At 53.9% G+C, this 23,943-nt stretch carries 25 protein-coding genes; 9 read left to right on the top strand and 16 right to left on the bottom strand.

What is annotated here, in order from left to right; all coding sequences use genetic code 11:
- Window positions 1-91 precede the first annotated feature (91 nt).
- Both HZS52_RS12670 and HZS52_RS12665 read left to right on the top strand, forming a co-directional pair.
- Window positions 92-1,903: a hypothetical protein gene (locus HZS52_RS12670; RefSeq protein ID WP_190372886.1), complete on the top strand. Its 1,812-nt coding sequence runs from the start codon at window positions 92-94 to the stop codon at window positions 1,901-1,903.
- A 175-nt stretch (window positions 1,904-2,078) separates the two neighbouring features.
- Complete coding sequence (locus tag HZS52_RS12665) at window positions 2,079-3,047, top strand: Rpn family recombination-promoting nuclease/putative transposase (RefSeq protein ID WP_190372885.1); 969 nt, start codon at window positions 2,079-2,081, stop codon at window positions 3,045-3,047.
- 160 nt (window positions 3,048-3,207) lie between these two features.
- Here the strand turns inward: HZS52_RS12665 and mmuM are convergent, their stop codons facing one another.
- Together mmuM and HZS52_RS12655 are read right to left on the bottom strand one after the other, a co-directional pair.
- Entirely contained in the window at window positions 3,208-4,167 is a 960-nt protein-coding gene (gene mmuM, locus HZS52_RS12660) for a homocysteine S-methyltransferase (RefSeq protein WP_223827919.1), read from the bottom strand.
- On the bottom strand, window positions 4,164-5,606 hold the full coding sequence (locus tag HZS52_RS12655; RefSeq protein ID WP_190372884.1) for an amino acid permease: 1,443 nt from the start codon (window positions 5,604-5,606) through the stop codon (window positions 4,164-4,166). Before HZS52_RS12655 ends, mmuM begins: the two co-directional genes overlap by 4 nt.
- Before the next feature lie 288 nt (window positions 5,607-5,894).
- Between HZS52_RS12655 and HZS52_RS12650 the strand changes: the two genes are divergently transcribed.
- A complete protein-coding gene (locus HZS52_RS12650; RefSeq protein ID WP_022522639.1) occupies window positions 5,895-6,863 on the top strand; it encodes an Rpn family recombination-promoting nuclease/putative transposase in 969 nt (322 codons plus the stop codon).
- Between the two features lie 36 nt (window positions 6,864-6,899).
- Here HZS52_RS12650 and HZS52_RS12645 read toward each other — a convergent pair whose 3' ends face one another.
- Together HZS52_RS12645 and HZS52_RS12640 are read right to left on the bottom strand one after the other, a co-directional pair.
- A complete protein-coding gene (locus tag HZS52_RS12645; RefSeq protein WP_190372883.1) occupies window positions 6,900-7,502 on the bottom strand; it encodes a glutathione S-transferase N-terminal domain-containing protein in 603 nt (200 codons plus the stop codon).
- Entirely contained in the window at window positions 7,502-8,755 is a 1,254-nt protein-coding gene (locus HZS52_RS12640) for a YbfB/YjiJ family MFS transporter (RefSeq protein ID WP_223827918.1), read from the bottom strand. The genes HZS52_RS12645 and HZS52_RS12640 overlap by 1 nt, the downstream gene beginning before the upstream one ends.
- Before the next feature lie 145 nt (window positions 8,756-8,900).
- Here HZS52_RS12640 and HZS52_RS12635 point away from each other — a divergent pair, with 145 nt between their 5' ends.
- Window positions 8,901-9,794: a LysR family transcriptional regulator gene (locus tag HZS52_RS12635; RefSeq protein ID WP_190372882.1), complete on the top strand. Its 894-nt coding sequence runs from the start codon at window positions 8,901-8,903 to the stop codon at window positions 9,792-9,794.
- A 10-nt stretch (window positions 9,795-9,804) separates the two neighbouring features.
- Here HZS52_RS12635 and HZS52_RS12630 read toward each other — a convergent pair whose 3' ends face one another.
- The gene (locus HZS52_RS12630) at window positions 9,805-10,689 is read right to left on the bottom strand and encodes a LysR family transcriptional regulator (protein ID WP_190372881.1); all 885 of its coding nucleotides are present in this window, start codon (window positions 10,687-10,689) and stop codon (window positions 9,805-9,807) included.
- Between the two features lie 121 nt (window positions 10,690-10,810).
- Between HZS52_RS12630 and gstA the strand changes: the two genes are divergently transcribed.
- Complete coding sequence (gstA, locus tag HZS52_RS12625; RefSeq protein ID WP_138801398.1) at window positions 10,811-11,416, top strand: glutathione transferase GstA; 606 nt, start codon at window positions 10,811-10,813, stop codon at window positions 11,414-11,416.
- A 331-nt stretch (window positions 11,417-11,747) separates the two neighbouring features.
- Here gstA and HZS52_RS12620 read toward each other — a convergent pair whose 3' ends face one another.
- From HZS52_RS12620 to HZS52_RS12600, 5 genes are all read right to left on the bottom strand, one after another.
- Window positions 11,748-12,035: a type II toxin-antitoxin system RelE/ParE family toxin gene (locus HZS52_RS12620; RefSeq protein WP_008959972.1), complete on the bottom strand. Its 288-nt coding sequence runs from the start codon at window positions 12,033-12,035 to the stop codon at window positions 11,748-11,750.
- Window positions 12,032-12,220, bottom strand: a complete 189-nt coding sequence (locus HZS52_RS12615) for a hypothetical protein (RefSeq protein ID WP_008959973.1) — start codon at window positions 12,218-12,220, stop codon at window positions 12,032-12,034. Before HZS52_RS12615 ends, HZS52_RS12620 begins: the two co-directional genes overlap by 4 nt.
- A gap of 247 nt (window positions 12,221-12,467) precedes the next feature.
- The gene (locus tag HZS52_RS12610) at window positions 12,468-13,163 is read right to left on the bottom strand and encodes a haloacid dehalogenase type II (protein ID WP_138801399.1); all 696 of its coding nucleotides are present in this window, start codon (window positions 13,161-13,163) and stop codon (window positions 12,468-12,470) included.
- The gene (locus tag HZS52_RS12605) at window positions 13,144-14,379 is read right to left on the bottom strand and encodes an MFS transporter (RefSeq protein WP_138801400.1); all 1,236 of its coding nucleotides are present in this window, start codon (window positions 14,377-14,379) and stop codon (window positions 13,144-13,146) included. The genes HZS52_RS12610 and HZS52_RS12605 overlap by 20 nt, the downstream gene beginning before the upstream one ends.
- 17 nt (window positions 14,380-14,396) lie before the next feature.
- Window positions 14,397-14,732, bottom strand: a complete 336-nt coding sequence (locus HZS52_RS12600) for a zinc ribbon domain-containing protein YjdM (protein WP_190372880.1) — start codon at window positions 14,730-14,732, stop codon at window positions 14,397-14,399.
- Window positions 14,733-14,831: 99 nt separating this feature from the next.
- On the opposite strand from HZS52_RS12600, the gene HZS52_RS12595 reads away from it, so the two are divergent.
- A complete protein-coding gene (locus HZS52_RS12595) occupies window positions 14,832-15,221 on the top strand; it encodes an ester cyclase (protein ID WP_190372879.1) in 390 nt (129 codons plus the stop codon).
- On the opposite strand, the gene HZS52_RS12590 is transcribed toward HZS52_RS12595, so the two are convergent.
- The 4 genes from HZS52_RS12590 to HZS52_RS12575 all read right to left on the bottom strand — a co-directional run bounded on the left by HZS52_RS12590 (window position 15,209) and on the right by HZS52_RS12575 (window position 19,872).
- Complete coding sequence (locus tag HZS52_RS12590; protein WP_190372878.1) at window positions 15,209-16,828, bottom strand: ABC-F family ATP-binding cassette domain-containing protein; 1,620 nt, start codon at window positions 16,826-16,828, stop codon at window positions 15,209-15,211. The genes HZS52_RS12595 and HZS52_RS12590 overlap by 13 nt on opposite strands.
- A gap of 308 nt (window positions 16,829-17,136) precedes the next feature.
- The gene (locus tag HZS52_RS12585; protein WP_190372877.1) at window positions 17,137-18,813 is read right to left on the bottom strand and encodes a methyl-accepting chemotaxis protein; all 1,677 of its coding nucleotides are present in this window, start codon (window positions 18,811-18,813) and stop codon (window positions 17,137-17,139) included.
- Window positions 18,814-19,055: 242 nt separating this feature from the next.
- Window positions 19,056-19,514, bottom strand: a complete 459-nt coding sequence (locus tag HZS52_RS12580; RefSeq protein WP_223827917.1) for a GNAT family N-acetyltransferase — start codon at window positions 19,512-19,514, stop codon at window positions 19,056-19,058.
- Window positions 19,498-19,872: a winged helix-turn-helix transcriptional regulator gene (locus tag HZS52_RS12575; protein ID WP_144810790.1), complete on the bottom strand. Its 375-nt coding sequence runs from the start codon at window positions 19,870-19,872 to the stop codon at window positions 19,498-19,500. The genes HZS52_RS12580 and HZS52_RS12575 overlap by 17 nt, the downstream gene beginning before the upstream one ends.
- Window positions 19,873-19,962: 90 nt before the next feature.
- Between HZS52_RS12575 and HZS52_RS12570 the strand changes: the two genes are divergently transcribed.
- Window positions 19,963-20,289, top strand: a complete 327-nt coding sequence (locus HZS52_RS12570; protein WP_190372876.1) for a nuclear transport factor 2 family protein — start codon at window positions 19,963-19,965, stop codon at window positions 20,287-20,289.
- Entirely contained in the window at window positions 20,289-21,062 is a 774-nt protein-coding gene (locus HZS52_RS12565; protein WP_190372875.1) for an SDR family oxidoreductase, read from the top strand. Before HZS52_RS12570 ends, HZS52_RS12565 begins: the two co-directional genes overlap by 1 nt.
- A gap of 24 nt (window positions 21,063-21,086) precedes the next feature.
- On the opposite strand, the gene HZS52_RS12560 is transcribed toward HZS52_RS12565, so the two are convergent.
- Both HZS52_RS12560 and HZS52_RS12555 read right to left on the bottom strand, forming a co-directional pair.
- Complete coding sequence (locus HZS52_RS12560) at window positions 21,087-21,545, bottom strand: nucleotidyltransferase (RefSeq protein ID WP_190372874.1); 459 nt, start codon at window positions 21,543-21,545, stop codon at window positions 21,087-21,089.
- A gap of 331 nt (window positions 21,546-21,876) precedes the next feature.
- Window positions 21,877-22,788: an AraC family transcriptional regulator gene (locus HZS52_RS12555; RefSeq protein ID WP_190374914.1), complete on the bottom strand. Its 912-nt coding sequence runs from the start codon at window positions 22,786-22,788 to the stop codon at window positions 21,877-21,879.
- A gap of 158 nt (window positions 22,789-22,946) precedes the next feature.
- Between HZS52_RS12555 and HZS52_RS12550 the strand changes: the two genes are divergently transcribed.
- Window positions 22,947-23,780, top strand: a complete 834-nt coding sequence (locus HZS52_RS12550) for an oxidoreductase (RefSeq protein ID WP_190372873.1) — start codon at window positions 22,947-22,949, stop codon at window positions 23,778-23,780.
- Window positions 23,781-23,943 lie beyond the last annotated feature (163 nt).

Below are 23,943 nucleotides of genomic sequence, written 5' to 3'. Positions count from 1 at the left end.
GAGGGAGATCCGTTTCCCGAACCTTCCCAAGAATATCTATAGCTCGGGGCCAGTACTTTCAATAATAAAGGACGGAAAGGAGTCGCGATTCTTGGTGTTACTGCCTGTAGATCAAGAAATTCACCTCAATGACTACGCACTAGCCGTCAGGTCAGAACCGCTAGATAAAATACCACAGTGGGCTTTACGTGCGCTTCTTGTCAGAGCTATTCCTAGAGTTTTAGAGCCAGACAACAAACCAGCACGCTTCGAAGCAGATGGCCTTTACTACGTCATCAGACGGCGACTATTCGCTGCCAAATGGAATGTAATTACCGCAGTTCGCATCGACCCCAAGTGGAGTCCAATTGCAAAGCGCTGGTATTTAGATATCCAGACAACCACTTTTACACCCACCAAAATGTACGAAAATGAAGGGGGGACGTTACAAAAAAAGATTGCCAAACTGTCACGATATGATCTGGATATTCTAGGCCAGGAATTGCACAAAAACACTGGAGGCGCCTACGTTAAGAGAGCTCCGACTACAAAAAAGAAAAATCGCGTCTCAGCAATAGATCTACAAGGGCAGCCTACTTTGGAATCCTACTACCAAACAAGGCTCGGTGTTTTGTCCATGTTCCTGGATGACCTTAAAAGAGCCTATGGCAGCACAATCGATTTTAGTCAGGAATCAATCTCCCCGAACGTTCACAAGCAAGTTAATCCCCGGCAAGTCAACAACGCCTACATCACACTGAATAATTGGATGAGGCAATATCCCATCTGTATCACTAACCGTTGTAATGATGCAGATGCAGATGCAGGACGGCGGCTGGCTTCGGAACTTAGCCGTCTAGGAATTCAATCAGTGCTCACTGATGAGATCGAACCCGATGAGCTGAACATTCTCGTAGTGAATAACAAAGACAGTTACGAGAACCGGGACGTTGATCCTTATTTGGTAACACGCCGACAGTACCCCGATTCAGTTATACAATCCTGTTATCCTGAGCGACTTCAAGGGGAAAGTAAATCACATGTCGTTCAGGTTCTGGTCAAAGAGCTCCTGATCAAGATGGAAGTGAAAGAAAGAACCCTGGTGCTAGACTACCCAGAACTTCCAAACGAAGCTTGGTTTATCACCTCTATTAGGCCGCAACAAGAGAAATTTTCGCCCAAGGCTGTTTGGCCGATGTATTACTGCCAAAAAGATGGTGACCGGTTAATATTCGACAGCCTCCCAGACGCGGTAAGGGAGGAGCTATGGATGGATCTTGATGATAAACAACAACGGCAGATTTTTGAAGGATATGATCGTGCCGATCTCATCTACTGGCCAGACCAAGGCAAAGTCATCATTGCCGCCGACACTAACGCGATTTGTCTACCGAACGAGAAGCAGATACATAAGTGGGTTCAGGAAATTGACAGCACGCTATCGAGCGGCATTCCCTCTGAACTCATTGCCCAGTATTGTGATCAAAATCCTGGTAGCAAGCTAGTTCATGGACTCGCAGAGATCATCTCGAACAGTAAAGAGACTGTAGCCGCTCAAAATCTGATTGGGATTGATTACAAGAGCAAAGAAAAACAAGATTTCCATAACTTTTTGGCCGAGCAGGGATACCGCCTTAAAGCACCCTTTGCCTCCTGGGAACGAGGTGTATTTCAAGCTACAACAGGAATCTGGATTGATCGCGAATCAGGCTTATATGCAGCAGGTTCAGTTGGATCACCCGCAAGAAAGCAAGATAATTTCAATCACATCTATCGCGCAGACGCCGGATCAGATGCCGTACCCGAATGGTTTTGGGATAGTCTTGATGTCTGGCACGTACGCCATAAAGGGCCCACTGTTTTCCCATTCATTTTTAAGCATTTAAGAGAGTATGGTGAGCGGAGAATACAGGCTGTCGGATAGAATTTTTTAAGGGTCAGTACCAATATCGACTCTGAATCGCTTTCGTGGGCATAGAAGCTGATATTGAGAAGAGTATCACTGGTGGCTGGAGTAACCTATGACACCTTTATCCCATGCCAAATACAGAGATCCGTGCACTTTGGTAAGATATGGACTTTGAACAAGGAGTGCGCGCATGGCGGACACCGTCCACAAATACCACGATACCGGCTACAAGGAGTTGTTTAGCTACCCCGAGTTTGTGCAGCAGTTGATCGAAGGCTTTGCGCCCGCAGAGATCGCCAAGCTAATGGATTTCTCCACGCTGAAGAGCCATAGCGGCAACTACATTACTCCGCTGTTTGAAGAGAAGATTGAGGATGTGGTGTGGTCGGTTGAAGTGACCTGGGAAGGCGTCACCCAAGAGGTGTACCTGTACATCTTGTTGGAGTTTCAATCCTCGGTGGATCGCACCATGCCCATTCGGCTGCTGCACTATGCTGCTTGTTTCTATAGTGAGCTACTCAAGCAGAAGGTCATCACGCCCGGCCAAGGCTTGCCACCCGTGTTTCCGGTGGTGTTGTATAACGGCTCGGAGCGCTGGACGGCTCCGTTAGACATCTTCGAGATGATCACCCCGGAACCGCCCGACTTTCTACAGATTTATCAGCCCCACCTACGCTATTACCTGGTCGATGAAGGGCGCTATACTGATAAACAGCTAGGCTTGGTTCAGACACCGTTAAGCGGCGTGTTCAGCGTCGAAAACGCAGGGGAGAGTTGGGAAACCTTGCAGCGAGCCGTTGATCGTATTGTGGCCATCATTCAAGCGGATCCGAACAAAGAGCGCATTGATAAGGTCATTACACGTTGGATCAAGCGCCACCTGCAACGTCTTGGGGCAGAGGTGAATCTGGAGCAGCTCAACAGTTTGGTGGAGGATAAAGATATGTTGGCAGAAAACTTAGAAAATCTGGTGCAAAAAGAGCGTCAGGAAGGACGCCAGGAGGGGCTTCAGGAAGCCGAGAAACGGGCTTTGGAAAGCAAGCGCGATACTGTTCGCCATCTGTTAGCGTTTGGTGTGCTTACTGATGAGCAGATTGCTCAGGCAACGGGGTTATCGGTTGACGATATCGCTAAGCTGCGTCTCGAAGATAAGCACTGAAAACGAGCGATTCCTCCAGTAGCGCTCAATTTTGTCAGTCGACACTATAAAAATCGATAGTCAGATTATGGGGGACATCGAAGAGATGTCCGCCGTAGAGTTGCCCTTCAAAGAAATAGAAAAGTTTCGGGCAGAGAATCAGCATTAAAGCCTAAATAACCTAGCGCGACCTCCGCCACTCAGCCAGCGCTTGAATATCTTCCGGTGTCGTCCGGCAGCAACCGCCAATGCCTGACGCGCCTGCTGCAAGCCAATGCTCAACCCCTTGAGCCAGCCCGGAAATATCCGCAGCTGTATGATCGCATTGGGCCGGGTGCCAGGTTTTGGTCACTGCGTTGTAGACTTCCCCAGAGTTGGGGTAGACCAATATAGGCAGATCGCACTGACGCCGGATCGCCTGAATCAGCGATTTGATATGGGCCAACGCCGTGCAGTTCACACCAATCGCCGCTACGCCTGGGCAGTTGGCCAGGGCCCTCGCACATTCTGCGATCGGCGTGCCATCGCTGATATGTTGGCCATCCTTCGCCGAGAAGGTTATCCAGGCTTGGGCACCTGGATGCTCGGCTAGTAAATCGGTGATCGCCAGCGCTTCCTCCAAGGAGGGCAAGGTTTCAGCGGCGAGTAGCTCCGCCCCCGCCGCCAGCAGGAGTTCAAACCGCTCACGGTGAAACTCAACCAGCCCGGCGCGATCCAGGTCATAGCCACCTCGGTACTCACTGCCGTCCGCCAGATATGCGCCATAAGGGCCAACGGATGCGGCTACCAGCGGTTTGGGGCGGTCGGTTTGGTCGGGCTGCCAGACCGCATCCCGCGCCTGCTGCGCCAGGGTGACCGATAACTGAATCAGCGCCCGCGCCTCTTCCGCCGTCATCCCCGCCTGCATAAAACCGGGCACCGTGGCTTGATAGCTGGCGGTAATCGCACAGTCGGCACCGGCTTCAAAGTAGGCCTGATGCACCTGACGAATCTTCTCCGGGGCTTGCGTCAACAAGCGCGCCGACCAGAGGGCGTCATTGAGGTCACAGCCGAGCGCTTCCAGCTCGGTGGCCATGGCGCCGTCGATGACCATAAAGGGTACGTCGGCCAACAGGGCTTTGATCGGGTTCAACTCATTCATACGGTGTTTTCCTCAACGGCGTCGGGCGAAGGTTCAGAACGTTGGGAGGCCGAGCGGTGGCGCACATAGTGCACCAGGTAGCACAGGCCAATGAAAGGCACACCGAAATAGAGCGCCACGCGTTGATGCGGGTCGAAGGCAATGCCAATGCACGCGGCCAGACAGGCTGCAAAGGCAATAATCGGCACCCAGGGGTAGAACGGCGTGCGATAAACCAGATCCTTCAGTTGCCCGCCTTCACGCAGGTAGTGGCGCCGGAAGTTAAACTGGCTAAGCGCAATCGCCATCCAGACCACCACCACGGCCAAACCGGAAATCGAGACCAGCACCAGATAGACAGTTTCAGGGGCATACACGCTGGAGAACAGCGCGCCCAGGCCGCCGACCATGCTGAGTAGCAGGGCATTCATCGGAATGCCACGCTTGTTGAGGCGGCCAAGCGACTTGGGCAAGGTGCCCTGGTCAGCGAGCGTCCATAGCATGCGCGACGAGGCATAAAGACCGGAATTGGCCGCCGAAAGCAGCGCGGTGATGATCACAAAATTCATGATATCGGCTGCACCCGGTACGCCAAGGCGTTGGAATACAGCCACGAAGGGGCTTTGACTGAGCCCGGCTTGATCCTGAGGTAACAGCGCCGCAATCACGACGATGGTGCCGACGAAAAACAGGATCAATCGCCACAGGGTCGCGCGGATCGCTTTGGGCACATTGCGGGCCGGGTCTACCGTTTCTCCGGCGGCGATCCCAATCAGCTCGGTGCCGGAAAAGGCAAACATCACAGCCAGTAAGGCGGTACCAATGGCCATCAGGTTGGGCGGCATGGCGCTCTCTCCCCATAGTGCCGATAGCCCCGGTGAGGCGACCTCAGCGCCAGCGGCATCATGCAACGGCACCCAGCCAATAATCGCCACGGCGCCCACCAGCACAAACACCACCACCGCGATCACTTTGATCAATGAGAGCCAGAATTCAGATTCGGCAAAGAAGCGTGAGGTAAACGCATTAACGCCAAAAACAATCGCCGCAAACATGCCGCTCCAGTACCAGCCGGGGATATCGGGAAACCAGCGCCCCATAAAGACCGCCGCCGCGGTGAACTCTGACCCTAGCGCCACCGTCCAGGTGAGCCAGTACATCCAGGCCACCATATAGCCGGTTCCTGGGCCGATATAGCGGCTGGCATGCGCACTGAAGGCGCCTGAATTCGGCATATGCACCGCCAGCTCGCCCAGGCACATCATCACCAGCCAAGCAACAATGCCACCTACCAGATAGGCCAACACTGCCCCAATAGGCCCGGCCTGCTGCACGGTATAACCGGAACTCAAAAACAGCCCGGTGCCAATCACGCCGCCCAACGAGAGCATCACCAAATGGCGCGTCTGCATACTGCGCTTGAAGTGCGCCCCCTCTTGATCACTTGCTGGCTCACTCATGGTGATATCCCTATCTTTGGCCTAACACGGCGCCAGGCGTCCAGCGGCCTGGCTCAGAAAGGGCACCATTTTAGTGCATCCTTAATTTACTAAAAAGTATAAAAGAAATTTTTGATATTCTTATTTTGAATATGCAGTCTGGCATGGGTGATAAGGGCTGGATATATCAAATGCAGGCAGTGTCTAACGCCAACCCGACAACAGTTGCTTGCCAAGCCCCGCTATTTATTCTTAGGTATATTGTTTTTTGCGATGCACTCGCTTAGGCACATTGAATAAGGAGCACTCATGGTGGGCACCATTCACAAACATCATGATACCGGCTACAAGGAGCTGTTTAGCTACCCCGAATTCGTGCAACAGTTGATCGAAGGCTTTACGCCTGCTGAGATTGCTAAGCTGATGGATTTCTCCACCCTAAAGAGCCACAGCGGCAACTACATTACGCCGCTTTTTGAAGAGAAGATTGAAGATGTGGTGTGGTCGGTTGAAGTGAAATGGAAAGGCCTCACCCAACGAGTATTTCTGTATATTCTGCTGGAATTTCAGTCCTCGGTGGATCGCACTATGCCCATTCGACTACTGCACTACGTCGCCTGTTTCTATAGCGAACTATTCAAACAGAAGATCATCACGCCCAGCCAAGGGTTGCCGCCCGTGCTCCCTGTCGTGTTGTATAACGGCTCAGAGCGATGGACGGCACCGCTAGATATCTTCGAGATGATCACCCCAGAACCGCCCGACTTTCTTCAGATTTATCAGCCCCACCTACGCTATTACCTAGTCGATGAAGGGCGCTATACTGATGAACAGCTAGGCTTAGTTCAGACACCATTAAGCGGTGTGTTCAGCGTCGAAAACGCCGGTGAGAGTTGGGAAGCCCTGCAACTAGCCGTTGATCGTATTGTGGCCATTATCAAAGCGGATCCGAACAAAGAACGCATTGATAAGGTCATCACGCGCTGGATTAAACGTCATCTGCAGCGGCTTGGTGCAGAAGTTAATCTAGAGCGGCTCAACAGTTTGGTGGAGGATAAAGACATGTTGGCAGAAAACTTAGAAAATCTGGTGCAAAAAGAGCGTCAGGAAGGGCGTCTGGAAGGGCGTCAGGAAGCCGAGCAACGTGCCTTGGAAGGCAAACGCAACGCGGCCCGAAAGCTGATCGCTCGCACCGAAATGGATGATCAAATGATCGCAGATATTGAAGAACTGCCGGTTGAAGAAGTGGAAAAGTTGCGGGCTGAGATCCAGCACTGAGCTCGCTTTCTCCCCCACTTCTCCTAATAGAAAGTCCTAACAGAAAGCCGTCTGCTGAAAGCTCTCTCGCGCAGTAACGCTAGCGTGCCATGCCAGAAGCAGCGGGTAGTCTTTTTTCCAGTTCACCTCTGGCAGCCTAAAGGCGAGATAATCCAGCGCCACTGAGGTGGCAATGTGACCCAGATTGATAGTTGAGGTCTGTTGTATTTCGCCAAGCTCACCGTCCAGCTGCTTTAAGAGCCGCTGAATGGCCCGCGAACGCCTCTGCCCCAGCTCGCTATCATCAATTCCATTGCCGTAATGCTTTCTGGCAATCACGGTATTGAACGCGGCATCCATCAGGTTTTGACCCAACCCCGCCAGGTGCAGCACCTCACCTAAACCAGCCTTGGGAATCATCGGCTTGTTGGGGCTAACGCTATCCAGGTAAACGGCAATCAGCATTGATTCGCTTAGCGTGGTGCCCTCCTCCGTTACCAGCACGGGAATACGCCCGGCGGGGTTGGCTTTTAACAGATCTACATCATCTGCCCAGGGGTCGCACCACTTTAGCGTCACGGCGTCCATCAGGCCTTTTTCCAGTAATACGATGCGCACTAGGCGCGCATAGGGCGAGGTTGCGTTTAGGTAGAGTTCCATTATTGCCTCCCTTGGTTTGAAGATTGCTGTGTAGGTTGCTGGGCAGAAAGATGCGAGTGACGCTGCTGTACGCCACGGCTAAGCAGCACCAGCAAAAAGCCAGCGACGAGGATGAGGCCGCTGATGGCAAACAGTGGCGTGTAGCTGCCCCAAGCGCCATAAAGCGCCGACATGGCATAGCCCGCCACCGCCTGGGCGGCTGCAAAGGCGGCGGTGGCTTGCCCCCAGAGCTTCTTGTGGGCGGTTGGCCCTACCAACTCAGCAAGGCGGCCAGAAGTGAGTGCCACAATACCGGGGATCATTGCCCCTACCATGAAGGAGGAAACCGACTGGCTGAGCAGTGCAAGCGAGAACACCGGCAGCAAGACAGCGGCGGCCTTCGCCGCAAAGGCGATCATCAAGCCCCCCTGCCAGCCCACTCGCTGCGCCAGTGCGCCTACCATGAACGGCCCACACAAGGCGCCCAACCCGAAGATTCCCCACTGCAGGGAAGCCGCTTGGTTACCCAGAGCGTTTTCCCTGGCGAGATAGTCCACCCAGAACACGGTATGGGGCACAAAGCCAATTGCATCCAGGGCATAAGCGCCAATGACAAGCAGCACAACGACCTTTACACCCGCATACCCTGTGGAACTATTACCCACCGAGCTAGCCGTTATGGGTGAGGTTAAGTGCGCTACTCCCTGTTGTTGCAAAAAATAGTCGCACAAAAGGCCAGCGGCAATACAGAGCAGCCCCAGCGTGCCCCAGGTGACTGTCAGGCTTAACCCAAGAAGTAACGGTACGATGAAGGCCGAAAGCAGTGCCCCAAAGCCAATACCGGTAAACACCATGGCACCAACACGCGTTCGCCTTTCAGGTGGTGTGGCCGCCAACGCCAGCGAGGGACCAACGACCATTAAGATGGCCCCGGCAATGCCCGACACCAACCGCCAGAAGAAGAACCAGAGGAAACCACCTGCCCCGGCGCAGAGCACAAAGCTTAGCGCGATACCCGCAAAGCTTGCGGCCATCACCAAGCGAGGAGAAAAGCGCTCACTCAGCGAGTGAGCTACGAGTGCACCGATAAAATACCCCAGCAGGTTGGCGGCCCCCAGGTAGGCGCCTTGGCTCGCGGTAAACCAACCCTCTTGAATAATCGCAGGCAATAGCGGCGTATAGGCGAAGCGCGCAATGCCAATCCCCGCCAGGGTCGCCATTATCCCTGTCATCAGGGCGGGCAGATCGTGAGTAGTGAGTGATCGATTCATCATGTTGTGTCCTTTTCGTGCCGCCTTTCGGGCAAGGTGGGCAGCGCGTTAGTGCACAGTCAGACTACGCGCGAGGAACTATTTCTAGAAACGATTAGTTTTGATCGCTACTATCTTGTTTAAAGATAGCCTGACAGGGAGATGGCGCGTGCAATTGAAATCACTTCGACTATTCATGGCCGTAGCCGAAACCGGCAGCTTCGTGACGGCGGCTAAGCAGCTGCACACGGTGCAATCCAATGTGACGGCCCACATCAAGAAACTTGAGGAAGAGTTAGGCGTACAGCTGATTCACCGTGCAGGACACGTTCGCCCTACGAGTGCCGGATCGGCGCTGGTGGAGTACGCCGAGCGCATGCTGACAGCCCACGACGAAGCGGTATCGCTGTTCAAAGGCCAAGAGAAGGCGTGTGGGCGGCTGCGTATAGGCGCCATGGAGACCACGACGGCGTTGCGCCTTCCGCCGATACTGGCGGCGTACCACGCAGCGCAGCCTGACGTTGATATCCAGATAAAGACCGGGCCCACGGCTGAGCTGGTCGAGTTGTTGCTTAACGGGCAGGTGGACTGTGTCTTCGTGGCCGGGCGACTCGAGCATGGCCGCTACCACTTGCTCAAAGCATTTAGCGAGCAGCTTGTCTTAGTCGGCTCAACACCTATGACGAGAATGCCCTCTTCACAAGAACTGCTGACGTCTGCTTTCTTGGCGTTTCGCCAGGGGTGCAGCTACCGCCAGCGTATTGAGCTGTTGCTGGCTTCCTACGGCGTCAATGCAGGCCGGATTTTTGAGTTCGGCTCCCTGGACGCGATGCTTGGCTGCGTTGCTGCCGGGATGGGTTACACGGTGCTACCCCGTGGGACGGTTGAAGCCCACCAGCACCGGTTCGGGATTCATACGCTGGAACTGCCCACGTCCATCGCCAATGTCGATACCTATTTTGTCGCCCCCGAACCAGAGTCCTGGACACCCGCCCTGGCAAGCTTCGCTGAAACGTTGCGTGACGCGGTGGTGGTGGATGAGCCTCAGCTTACTGTGTCGTGAAGTGGGTATCCTATGGTGGCGTTTTGTGATTTGCTACGTGTTGCCAGAAAGTCTCGACAAGTTTCAAGACCGGTGTGGCCGTTGCAGGGACGAGCCCAAACCTTCGATAAATCGGCTGTGTCAGCGATAACACGCGTAAACCACGCTGATCTTCGGGTAGTGTTGATTCCGGCACGATGGCGACTCCCATTCCTCCACGAACCAGTACACAGGCACTGACCCAGTCACGTACCGTCACACGGATATTGCTCAACGCTACTCCCCTCTCTTGAGCCAAATGCTGGGCATTCACCGCGCAGCCCCCCGTTGCGAGAATGAACGGCTGGGTAGCGAGTTCTGCAAAGTCGACACCTCGTGCGGATGCACGGCGCGCCATGGGGTGAGCCGTTGGCACCACGGCTACCCAAGCATCGCAGCCGAGTATCAAGGCTTGGCGTTCCGGCGTAGGATTCAGCACCACGCCAAGGTCGATGGCGCCACTAGCTAACCATGTCTCGACTTCTTCATCGGTACCTTCCAGAGCGACGATGTCGATACCGGGATGGCGCTGTCGAAAGGAGCCGAGCAGTGCAGGGAGACGAGTCGAGATTACAGACGGGAAACTAGCTAATCGAAGACGGCCACTCCCTATACCTTTCTGCTCATCGGCCAAACCACCAATCGCGTTGAGGCTCGCCAACATACCACGCGCGTGCTCGACAACCGCATCTCCAAAGGCCGTCATGCTGACGTCTCGTCGCGAACGGGCAAATAGCGGTGCCCCCAGCGTTTCCTCCATTTGTGCGAGCGCCTGGCTGGCGCCGGATTGAGTCATGCCAACACGCTCGGCACCTCGTGTGATAGTGCCAGTGTCCGCGATGGCGACAATCAAGCGCCAATGGGAGAGATTCATCATGTCAGTAGCTCAGCTAATGGCTAACTCGTGAGATATTAATTTTACGGTGATTAAAAGGATCTGCACACTTTTGAATTGTTAGCGGTAGCTAATCTCTTTTTTATCACTATAAAGGAATCCCATGAAGCTGTATTACGCCCCCGATACCTGTTCGTTATCGCCTCATATTGTCCTGCGTGAATTGGCGCTGCCTTTCACGTTAGTGCGTGTCGACAACCAAACAAAAACAACAGAGGATGGCCGAGACTTCCTCACCATCAATCCCAAGGGCTATGTAGCGGCTTTGGAGCTAAAGGATGGGCAGATCCTGACCGAGGGGCCTGCCATACTCCAGTACCTAGCTGATCTATCGCCGGAAGCGAACCTTGCTCCACCACTAGGAAGCTGGGGGAGAGTTCGTCTTCAAGAGTGGCTGGCTTTCATTAATAGCGAGATTCACGCTGGATTAGCGCCACTGTTTAACACCAGCCTGGCCGAAGAGGCCAAGCGTGTGTTTCACGATAAGTCCTTCAAGCGCTTTGACTATCTCGACAGTGTTCTTGAGTACAACGCTTACCTGATGGGCAAAAACTTTTCTGTCGCGGATGCCTATCTATTCACAGTGTTAGGTTGGTGTCGGTTTTTCGACATTGACCTGGGTCATTGGCCGACGCTGACAAATTATGTATCACGTGTGGGTGAACGACCGTCGGTTCAGGCTGCTCAGAAGGCAGAATGGCAGAGGTGAAAAACTGGGAGTGGCGATAATTTGCATCACGGCCAACAAGCACCAGTATCTCGCTGAACTTATGATGGCCTATTCCTTGAAAGTGCCACGACTGAACAGTCTAATCATATCCATTGGTATAGGACAGTCGCAGCCCACCAACACCGGGGTGGGATTCCCACCCTGGAGTTGTCCACGTCCATCGCCATGATCGCTACCTATTTTGCGAACCAGAGTCCTGGACACCCGCCCTGGCAAGCTTCGCTGAGACGTTGCGTGATGCGGTGGTGGTCGGTGAGCCTCAGTTGACTGCGTCGTGAGGTGGGCGTCGACACTACGCTATAACGTTGCCCTATTCGCTTTTCAGTCGGTTCATAGATGCGTGTAAAACGGCGAGAACGTCAATTTGATCTGGTTTGATGTAGTAAATAATGCGGTAAGCGCCACACAAGACTTCCCTTATTTGAGCGATATCGTACTCCGGCACCTTACGTCCTGAAGCGGGGAAATCACCAATCTGTTGTGACCTTCGGGTGATTTTATCAACGGTGCTCAACGCATAAGCTTCTGAGTCCTGCGCGATATAAGCATAAATCGCGTCCAAATGGGCTTCTGCTGTTGCTGTCCAAAACACATTCATTCAGGCAAGCCGTATTTCTTGCGAATATCCGCCACACTCGTAATGTTACCCGCTTGGCTATCTGCCATGCCCTTTTCGATGGTCTCCCGAACGTAGATCTCATGCATAAGGTCTTCCCACGTGGCATTCACGGGAAGTTGCTCAATTAGCTTGTGCGCGTCGTCTTTGCTCATCGTAGCTGACATGGTGACTACCTTTTTTAGGTACGTAGAAAATGCTGCTGGAGGATACCCTAGGTTACCGAGAGTGTTGCGGTTTATGCCATTCTCTGCAAATACATCGCCAAGGTCGATACCAATTTTGTCGCCTCCGAATCGGAAACCTGGATACCCGCCCTGGCAAGCTTCGCTGAAACGTTTCGTGATGCAATGGTGGATGCAGGGCCTTAATAGTACTAACCCCTGCCCTGCGCTTACGCTACTTATTGTTGGCTCACTCTATTAGCCGCTCGCTCAACGCGACGAGGTCTTCAGCCACAAAATCCCATGCTTCCTCTGCTTCTAAATCTTTGCTCTGTTGAGGGCCATATTCTGTGCGTCGGGGTATAAACGCTGTTTTCATTCCTAATGCACGGGCAGCACGCAGGTCAGCATTATGCGCCGCACACAGCATTACCTCTTCAGGCGGTAGGCGTAGCAGACGGCAAGCTCCTAAATAAACCTCCGAATCAGGTTTGTAGTGCTCGAATAACTCGGCGCAAAAAATCATATCCCACGGTAGCTTGGCGTGACGGGCAACATCGACCATTAATGAGACATTACCATTGGTCAGCGTTGCGATGATGGTGTGCTCTTTCAAGCGCTGTAGGCCATGTGGGACATCGGACCAGGGCTCTAATTGGTGCCAAAAGTAATTGACGCGATCAATGGTCGCTTCGTCTAGCGCAATCCCATGTTGATTGAGTAGTTTGACTAAGCTTTCTCGATGCAGATCATCTAATACCGTCCAGGGGATTTCCCCTCTGCGTACCCTGTCCATGGAAGGCGCATAAAGCTGACGCCATTGATCAGCCAGCACTTCACTAGGCAGTTCAATCCCCAACTCTTTCTCTAGCTCATTGAACTGATGAATCAAACTGGAGCGCCAATCAACAATAGTGCCAAATACGTCAAACACGATGGCTTTCATTATTTTCTCCTTGCCGCTGGATGGTCATTAATAGCCCCAATAACGTCATGGCGATCAGCAGACTCCAGCCGAGCATAAAACTGTCACTTATATCTAACAGCCACCCAAGGAGTGGTGGTATCGATACAATCGCCAGTTGGTTAATCGCCATAGCCAATCCCAGTACAAAACCGGTTTTATCAGCAGGTGCAGACTCAGCCACATAAGCTACCCAAGGGCCGTACCAACCAAAACCAAAAAAGCCCAACCAAGCCATCAAACCGCTCAGCATGAGCGTTGAGTGAAGCGGCAGCCAAACCAATACCAGCAGCCCTACTATCACCGCCACCATGCACACCATGACCGGGAAATAGCGCGAGCGACAGCGATCACTCCAGGCCGCCAACAAAATACGCCCGGCTATCCCAGCCCCCTGGGCTACGAATAGCAACGTCGCCGCCTGCAGTACCTCCATCTGCAAACGACTATGCAGATAGAGCACGGTAAAAATCAAAATGCCGTACTGAACCGAGATCAAACTAATACCGGACGCCATGATCTGTTTCATGGCCGGCTCACGAATCATCGCCAGTCGCGATAAGACGACTTTTTTTACGCTACCTTCAGAGGCTCTTGCAACCGGCACCACGCCACCCGGGGCACGGTAAAAGAGCATAAAGACCAACGCCCCGAAGATCGCAATCAGCCCACCCACCAGAAAAGAGGCGCGCCACCCCCAGGTGATCGCAACTGTTGGCAGTATAATCGCCGCCAGCGCACCACCCAGCGGCAATCCCGCCTGACGAATCCCCATGGCAAAGCCGCGCTGGGATTTATCAAACCAAGCAGCTACCGATTTGCTACCGCCGGGTTGGGCGGTACTGTAGCCTGCCCCTACGATGACCAAAAACAGCAGCATGGCCCAGTAACTCTCTGCCAGCACGGCAGCGCTAAGCGCAATGCCCACAACGAGGGTTCCCACTCCCACCACCAAACGCTCACTGAATCTGTCTAGCAACTCTCCAGCAACCAACAGCCCAACCAACGGCACCAGCTGAGCCGCCGAGACCAGCGTCCCAATCTGAAATGCAGAGAGCGCCATATCTGCCTGTATATAAACGCTGATGGCGCCGATGCCTTGAACGAAAAAGCATGCCGCTGCTTGAGCCAGGGTGGCTATCAGCAAAATGATCCAGCGGTAATGTCGGCTAGCAGTCATCGGCGGCACGGTTGTCATGTAAGTTCAGATTTTAGTCAGGCCTTCTTCACAAAATGGGCGGTCACCATCATGTCGCCGACGCCGTCGACCTTGCAGTCCAGTTGGTGATCCTTGCTATCCAAGAGCCGCTTGATAACGGCTTTGGTGCCCACCTTGAGTACCAGTGAGCTGCCTTTGACCTTGAGGTCTTTGATCATCGTTACCTTATCGCCTTCCGCTAACAGCGTGCCATGGGCATCTTTTACCGTCACGGTGTCTTCCACCTCAGTCTCAGAAGGGTTCCATTCGTGGGCGCACTCGGGGCAGATGAACAGGCTTTGATCCTGATAGACAAATTCGGATTGGCAATGGGGGCAAGGTGGGCACGACATGAATGATGACTTTTGTGGCTTGGTTTAGGCTGCTTATGATACTGAGCCTGTGTACCCTTGGCGAATGCCTTCACGCCAGCCCATGAAAGGAGAACCAGGATGAACAAACGTGACCTGGAAGCGACATACCGTGATTACATCACCTGCCTCAATAATCAGAACTGGACGAACCTTGACCAGTTCGTGCATAACGATGTCCACCACAACAGCAGGCGCCTAGGCGTTGATGGCTATCGCGCCATGCTGGAAGCCGATTATGAACAGATACCAGATCTTCACTTCAACATTGAGCTTTTGACCGTTGATCCACCCTATGTCGCGTGCAGGTTGCGATTCGATGTCACACCCAAAGGTAGCTTCCTCGGCCTTGCGGTGGACGGCAAAAAAGTGACGTTTTGCGAGAACGCGTTCTACCTCTTCCGTGATAATAAGATTCAGGAAGTCTGGTCGGTGATCGACAAGACAGCAATAGAAGCTCAGCTGGATTGAGGCTCCAAATGCCACCCTTGTTCGGTTGCCAGCAGGCGGTCTGTCAGGGCGAGGTTTTCCAGAAACGCATCATCATGGGATACCACTACTAACGCGCCTTGGTAACTGCGCAACAGCGTTTCCAGCGCTTGTGCCGATGGCAGGTCGAGGTGGTTATTTGGCTCATCCAGCAGCAATAGTTGCGGTGGCGAGTCGGCGTAGAGGAGGCAGGCCAGTGCTCCTTTCAGACGTTCACCTCCGCTTAATAGTCCGCTGGGTGTGGTGATCTTCTGCGCGTCCAGGCCTAGTTGGGCCAGTAGCATACGCAACTCGCCTTCCGTCGTTGAGCGGTTAGCCATTTGCAACTGTTCGAGCACAGTTTTATCCGGCTCAAGATTCGCTAGTCGCTGGTCGAGATAGACGCTTTTAGAGGTTACTTTGCAGGTTCCGGATAATGGCTCAATTTGACCTGCAAGCACACGAAGCAGCGTGGATTTACCGCAGCCGTTGGGGCCGACAACCCCTATGCGCTGTTGCCCTCTCAGCTGTAGGCGAATGTGACGAGTGGCTCCCATGACGAACGGTAGCTCTACCCTCTCCAATTCTGCCAAACTGCGCTTTGTGGCCTGATTAACGGGTATCCCATGCAGGGTGATGTGCGCTTCGTTTTCAACCTGCTTTGCCGCTTCCCGCACGCGCTGGTTAAGCTGATCACGGCTGGCTGCCTGCTTTTGGCGCAATGCGCCGGTGGAGTTCTCGCTGCGCTCTTTCTGACCATCCAGCAGTATCTTGGCCTGGTTGGCTTCCTTGCCCTGCCGATTTCCGCGGGCCTGCCGTTTCTCCTGGCGTTCACGCTGCTTACGCATCGCCCTTTCTTGGCGTTGGCGCTCTAGCTTGTGTCTATTGAGTTGGTCAATCGCATTTTGCTGCTCGTGTGCTTTCGCCTCTGCATAGAAGGTGTAGTTGCCGCCATAACTGTGCAGCCCTGAGGGGGTCAGTTCTACGATACGCTCCATGGCTTCCAGCAATTGCCGGTCATGACTTACCACAATCAGCCCACGCGGCCAGCGTTGCAGTTGTTCAATGAGTGCTTGGCGGTTTGGTCGGTCGAGATGGTTGCTTGGCTCATCAAGAATCAGGAAATCAGCATTCGAGAGCATGGCGCCCATTAAGGCAACCCGCATGGCTTCCCCACCGCTCAGTGTGTTGGCCGGTGTTGTGACTTCAAGATAGCCCAAACCGTTGCGTTCAAGTTCATGGCGAAACCGCTGGGGCATATCCCAGCGGTCATCGACTGCTTCAAAATCCTCTGGTGCGGTGCTGCCAGCTTCAATGCGCGCCAATGCGTCCAGGGTTGTTCGAATGCCTGCGAGATCGGCGACAGAAGCCCCCTTCGACTGGGCCACTTGCTGGGCAAGGTAATGCACGCTATTGGGGCAGTGACAATAGCCAGCGGTTGGTTGCAACAGACCCGCGAGAATTTGGGCTAAAACTGTTTTACCCACACCATTGCGACCCACCAGCCCCGTGGGGCGTGTGTCGAACTGCTCGTGAAGGTCGGTGAAAAGCGGTCTGCCATCCTGCAAAACGTAGGAGACACCTTTTAAGGTGAGATGGGTAGTGGTCATAGTTGATTCCAGCGATGCCAAGTACTCCCCCTGCTTTAGGGGCTAATGGAGACTGGCCGTTATTGCAACGGCGGGCATCAATGGCTCATTGGACAACTACCTCTGCTTAACGTGGAAAGACGTACCATCATACAAATAATGACGGCGAACCAACAAGGTTATGACAGTCCTGGTCTAGATATTTGAATTATCCCCATTAACAAACGAGTAAAGAAAATATCAGATCGGTAGGCTCAGAATTTTCTTGCGGAGGCTTTCGGCTCACAAAAAAGCGCCCTGGCTGGGCGCTTCATGGTTGCTTCAGGCGTTTAGAAAGATGCCCATTCTTCGGTCTCTTTTTTACTACCGAGAACATGAGTCGGCAAGCCTTTACTAGCCCGAGGCTGGCTGTCGCGCGGTCTTGGCGTAGCGGGTAGCGCGCGTTGGTTTTGGCCATTGGTCGCTCCTCTAAAGAACGACACCTCGTTCAACAACGCCTCTGCTTGGCTTTGCAGTGAACGCCCCGCCGAGCTGGACTCTTCCACCAGACTCGCGTTCTGCTGGGTGACACTGTCCATTTGCGAGACGGCGGTGTTGACCTGATCGATACCCTGGGCCTGCTCGCGGCTGGCGGTGGCAATCTCACCCATCAACACCGAGACACGCTTAACGCCATGAACGATACCTTCAAGCGACTTACCTGCTTGGTTGACCAGGTTTGAGCCGGTGTCCACTTGGCCGATACTCTCTTCGACGAGCTTTTTGATGTCTTTGGCGGCGTCAGCACTGCGCCCTGCTAGGTTGCGCACTTCGTTGGCCACCACCGCAAAGCCGCGCCCTTGCTCGCCCGCACGGGCGGCTTCTACCGAGGCGTTCAGCGCCAGCAAATTGGTCTGGAAGGCAATTTGATCGATCAACCCGACGATACCGGAGATCTTACGGCTTGAGATGTTGATGTCTTCCATCGCTTTGACGGCTTGCTCGGCGATCTCCCCCCCGGCGTTGGCTTGCTGGCTGACGTCATATACGAGTTTATCGGCTTCGGCAGCATTGTCTGCGTTCTGACGCACGGTCGAGGTAATTTCATCCATCGAGGCCGCGGTCTCTTCGATGTTTGAGGCCTGCTCCTGAGTACGGCGGCTAAGATCGTCGGTGCCTAGCACGATTTCGTCAGCGGCCACATTCACAGACTCGGCGTTATGACGAACGGACATGACCACCTGCGAGAACTTGCTTTCCATGCTCTTTAACGCCCGAAGCATCACACCAAACTCATCTTTGCATGTGACGTCAATCTCGTTATCAAGCCTTCCTTCAGCCATGGCGTTGGCGAGTGCTTGTGCCTTGCCCAGCGGCGTCATGATGCCGCGGATCAACCATATAGCGAGCAGAATTCCGAAGATGACAGCCGCCGCCATCACCCCAATAACGAAATTGCGCGTCCAAACATAATCACTTGAGGATTGTTGGTTATTTGCAGCGGCTTGAGTGCTGTTACGGTCGATGAGCCCCTGGATCGCCGTTAGCACCTTTGGATATTCTGCGCGTAGCGTGGTGGTGGCAATCTCTCTTGCAGCATCGAAATCATTGCCGATCATTGCCGCGTTAATGTCGTCAATACCGGCGCGAAGACTGGTCAGCGACGCAATAAACTCATTAGCGATGGCACGTTCTTGATCATCGGAGACACGATCAGGAAAGTAATCATTCCAGGCAGCATCGATAATAGCGTCGTTCTCAGCGACCTCCTGCTTCGTGGTAATGGCAGATGCTGGATTCCGATCACGCTGTTCGGCCGTTACTTTCACCCGGTTGCCGAGCAGGGCTTGGTTGATCTGAGTAAGGTTACCCAAGGTGAGCACGTTCCCCTCATAGGTTCTATTGAGGGCATCGTTGGTGTTGCTGAGGCTGTAGAGACCGATAGTACCGACGACGATTAACATCAGGATGCACGCGCCTAAACTCACGGCAAGCCGCAGTTTGACGCTTCGATTCAGAAGTAGCATGGAAAGATCTCGTAGAAGCCCGCAGCACTTTTCTTTGGGCAGGTGGAAGCCATCTCGGTAACTGCAAGTGTTCATACAGAACGTATCCTGCTAGTCACCGTTTAGCATTATCGGCTCACGTTCAGAAACATTGAGTATTTATCTTAAAAATCGCCAATACCTTGTGCGACCCCATGCCAACCGACCCGGTGTAGTCTCACGTGCGTCAACCCAACCCCATAACGTATAAAGCGCTACTAAAACTAAACGTTATGGTTATCTCCATTCACGAACGAATAGAGCAAAATATCAGATCGGTAGGCCCAGCCTTGATGAGCCCAGAACTTCTGGGCGGCTTCGTTCTCGGGAAGAATCATCAAGTGCGATTTCAGGATGCCTTCGCTCTCCAGCGCTTCCAGGCAGAGGTTTACCAGCCGTGTGGCGATACCTAACCGACGGTGAGAATTCGCTACCGATAAGTGCTGAACATAGCCGCGCTTGCCATCGTGGCCCGCCATGATCGTGCCCACCAGTTCCCCTTCCACTTCTGCCACAAAGCTCAGGCCAGGATTGCGCAGCAGGTATTTTTCGATGCCTGCCCGTGAATCGGCATCGCGCAGCCGCACGCCTTCACTTTCGCTCCACAGAGCAATGGCGGCTTCATAGTCGTTGATGGTCATGGTGCGGTAGTGCATCAGGCGGTTCTCATTGGGTGGCGGCATCATTTTGTTCGTTCTGCTCGTCAGGGTTGTTGAAGTGATCCTTCTGCTCTGCCCATTTCAATAAGGCATCCAGCGCCGGGCAGAGCGTTTGCCCCCATTCGGTAAGGCGGTATTCCACTTTCGGCGGCACCTGGGGATAGACCTTTCGGGCCACAATGCCATCCGCTTCCAGTTGGCGCAGCTGTTGGGCGAGCATTTTCTGGGAGATGTCAGGGATGAGTTTTCCGAAATCGGAGTAGCGCTGCACTTTTCCATCGAACAGATGAAAGAGAATAATGAGCTTCCAGCGCCCTTCCAGCATTTTTAATACATTTTCCACATCGCTTGCGGCGGTAGTGGGCGTATAAATCTTTCTCATGGGTAAGCCACTTACCTTTTTGTGCGTTCTTGATAACGCGTCAGCCTGGGCAGAATATTCTCTCACATTACCTTGTAAGAGATGACCACCATGAGCTTGTCACTGCCAGACGCAATCACCACTTATTTCAGCATCAGCAACGGTGCGGATGACACCCACATTGCGGATTGCTTTACCCAAGATGCCTGTGTGTTTGATGAAGGAGAGACACACCGCGGGCAAACCGCTATTCAAGCCTGGCTGCGCGCCACCCGTGCCAAGATTGAGTATCGCGTCGAGCCGGTCAGTGTTTCCCAACAAGGCAACACGATGGTGGTTACCGCGACCGTGACCGGTAACTTCCCCGGCAGCCCGGTGCAACTTGATCACGCTTTTGAGCTTGCCGAGTCGCAAATCCAGTCATTGGAGACCCACTAATGAACCTGAACTTGAACGGGCGACGTGTATTGATCACCGGGGGCAGCAAAGGGGTTGGCGCGGCCGCGGTGGCACTCTTTCGCGAAGAAGGTGCGCAAGTGCTAACAACCGCCCGTACTCGCCCCGCTGACCTGCCCGATGAGCTGTTTGTAACCGCTGACCTGACGACGGCCGAAGGCTGTGCCACGGTGGCCAATGCGGTCAACGAACGTTTGGGCGGCGTGGATATTATCGTGCATGTCCTGGGTGGCTCATCCGCCCCCGGTGGCGGTTTCGCGGCCCTTGGAGAGGAGGAGTGGCAGCGAGAGCTCGACATCAACCTGTTTCCCGCCGTGCGGCTGGATCGCGCCCTGCTGCCCGGCATGCTGGCCCAAGGCGATGGGGTGATTATCCACGTGACCTCCATTCAGCGTGAACTCCCTCTGCCCGAGTCGACCACGGCTTATGCGGCTGCCAAGTCGTCGCTCTCCACCTATAGCAAGAGCTTGTCCAAGGAAGTGTCACCCAAAGGGGTGCGTGTGGTTCGGGTGTCGCCGGGCTGGATCGAGACGGAAGCCGCCGTTACGCTGGCCGAGCGAATCGCCCAACAGGCCGGCACCGATTACGCAGGCGGCAAGCAGATCATCATGGAATCGCTGGGTGGCATCCCGATTGGCCGTCCTTCGAAGCCTGCAGAAGTGGCCAACCTGATTGCGTTTCTGGCATCACCGCTGGCAGCCACTATTACGGGCACGGAGTACGTGATTGATGGCGGCACCGTGCCCGTCGCTTGAGGATGGCGGTGAAATGGCGCTTGCCTATCTTATGGCGCGAATATCGTCGATATCGACGGGTCTTGAGAGCACAGACTTATAACGAATCAAGTCTTCCTTCAACATCAAGGGAAGCTCCAGGCCCAGTAAACTGGCAGTTTCATAGCGGTCAAACGCTATATTTAGTGGCACCCAGGCCTGGCTGGCTGCATCAAAAATTTGCGCGCCGTCGGCGTTGCCAACCTCCACCTTGATGCCTTCATACTTGAACTGGACATAGGTTAAATCCCAGCCCTCCTCGCAGTAGTGCGTAGCGGGTTTGGATATGTTCGCTTGGCCAGCCTGCACCACCGTCAAAAAATGCTCGCTGGGTACGAACAGATCAATATCGTTCAACGCTCGTTCAGAGCCATACCCCTTTGCTGCGAGCCCTCCGCAGATTTGAAAAGGGATACTTCTATCTCTCAGTACCCCCACTATCCATTGAGCCGCTAACTGATGCACGTCTTCTCCTTCTTTTTACATATAGCACCAAGGTTATCACGCCGGTTTTGCACAACCGCAAAGGCTCGCGAGGTTAGCTCCCCCCATCATAATCTACCTGGTCACTAACCTGACACTGAGCGCTTATTCTCACAGCCGATTAGCAATTATGTACAAGCATTGAGAGGTAGCGATGGCATAAGCTAGGTGGCGTGACTAATCAGGAGGGGCGGCATGAATAACGCAAGCCGGTTTCAATTCATCAAGAGCCAGCACTAACGGTGCTATTTGCGTTGGGAGCGCAACTCATTAGCCTGCGCATGGCGGCGTTGTGACTAAACTCAAGTCAACCTCAATGCGACGAGACGTAATCCGACTTGGTGAAAGCAGGCGGTAGCGCGAAGTTCTCCCGCATTCGCTTCGTTTCGGCAGCTGGCGTCAATCCGAAAAGCCGTTTGAACTCCCGATTGAATTGCGAAGCACTCAGGTAGCCGACGGCGTGGCAAGCGGCCTCTGCCGTCATGCTCTGACGAACCATCAGCAGTCGTGCTTGATGCAGTCGCGTGGATTTAACGTACTGCATGGGTGAAGTGTGCGTAATGGCTTTGAAGTGATTAAGAAACGTCGGAACGCTCATACCAGCCTCGCTAGCCAGTTGCGACAGGTTAAGCGGCTGAGCGTAGGTCGCGTGGATGTGGCGTAACGCCTTGCCGATTTTCCCGAACTGCCCCTGCATTGCCAGCGCCGCACGCATGGCATTGCCCTGCGCACCGGTGAGCACGCGAAAATACAGTTCTCTCACCAGCGCGGGGCCGAGAATCTCCGCCTCAAGCGGCTGACTCATCGTTTCGAGAAAACGTGTCACGGACACCCGCAACGCAGCATCCATGGGACTGGACATTAGGCTTTGGGCCACGTTTTTCTGGGTAGGAGACTGATGGCGGTCGATCTGGATCATCAGCTCCGCGGCGAGCTGAAAGTCCAGATGCATATATATGGCTAGCAGTGGGTGTTCTGGCGTCGCCTCGGTTTCCATCGTGAAGGGTACCGGCACCGCGACCGCCAGATAGTGCTGCTCGTCGTAAAGATAAACCTGATGGCCGAAATACCCCCGCTTTCGCCCCTGGCAAACAATCACGATACCGGGGTCGTACAGCACGGGGGTACGAGACAAGGGACGATCCGAACGCAGAATGCGTACGTCGGGCAGAGCCGTGAGGTTGTATCCTTCTTCCGGCGCCAGCGCCTGAAGCAGCGTCACCATGTGCCGCTGTTCAGCCGTCTGCGGAGTGGAAAGTGTCTTTTTCACGTGATACCGACTGGAATTATCAGAATAGGCAATAATATAAGAATTTTATGCCTGAAAGAAGGCAATACAAAGAGGTAATGTGCATCTTCCACTGATACACAGGAGCTATTTGCATGTCTACCAGCAAACTTTTACTCATCACGGGCGTCAGTAGCGGCTTTGGCCGGGCGCTGGCTCAGGAAGCACTTACTACCGGCCATCAGGTGGTCGGCACGGTACGTAGCGAACGGGCCAAGCAGGCATTTGAAGCACTCGATCCGGCGAAAGCGGTGGGCCGTGTGCTCGATGTGACCGACTTCGATGCCATCGATGGGGTAGTGGCCGAGATAGAGGCAAACGTCGGAGAAATCGATGTTCTCGTCAACAACGCCGGTTATGGCCATGAAGGTATCCTGGAGGAATCCTCATTGGCCGAAATGCGTCGGCAGTTTGACGTGAACGTATTCGGAGCTGTTGCCGTCACAAAGGCTGTGTTGCCATACATGCGCTCACGTCGGCGCGGACATATCCTCAACATCACGTCTATGGGTGGTTTCATCACGATGCCAGGCATCGCTTATTACTGTGGTAGTAAATTTGCACTGGAAGGTATTTCGGAGGTGCTTGGCAAAGAAGTGAAATCGTTCAATGTTCATGTCACTGCCGTGGCACCCGGCTCGTTTCGTACCGACTGGGCTGGTCGCTCGATGTCCCGCTCGCCGCGCTCGATCTCCGACTACGACGCGCTATTTGATCCGATTCGTAATGCCCGCGTCGAGAAAAGCGGTCAGCAACTTGGCGATCCGGCAAAGGCAGCTCGCGCAATGCTGGACGCAATAGCCAGCGACACGCCGCCGGAGCATCTGCTGCTGGGAAGCGATGCACTAGCGCTGGTGCGCAGCAAGTTGTCGGCTCTTGCCGACGAAATCAGTGAATGGGAGACACTCACGCGTTCGACCGATGGCTGAAGGTTCAACTGCTAAATCCCTTCGCATGGCTACCTTTCGATAGCGCAATAGATGCCAATGCATCGTTGTCGGTTATCTCGCCTCCTTCCCCCGCAGACGATTAGCAATTATGTACAAGCATCCGGGCGCGGGGTTGGCATAAGCTAGGTGGTGTGACTAATCA

The organism is Vreelandella titanicae (assembly GCF_014697095.1).
Classification (GTDB): domain Bacteria; phylum Pseudomonadota; class Gammaproteobacteria; order Pseudomonadales; family Halomonadaceae; genus Vreelandella; species Vreelandella titanicae.
Note: the sequence above shows the minus strand (reverse complement) of the source record. Positions and strands in the feature narration are given on the sequence as shown.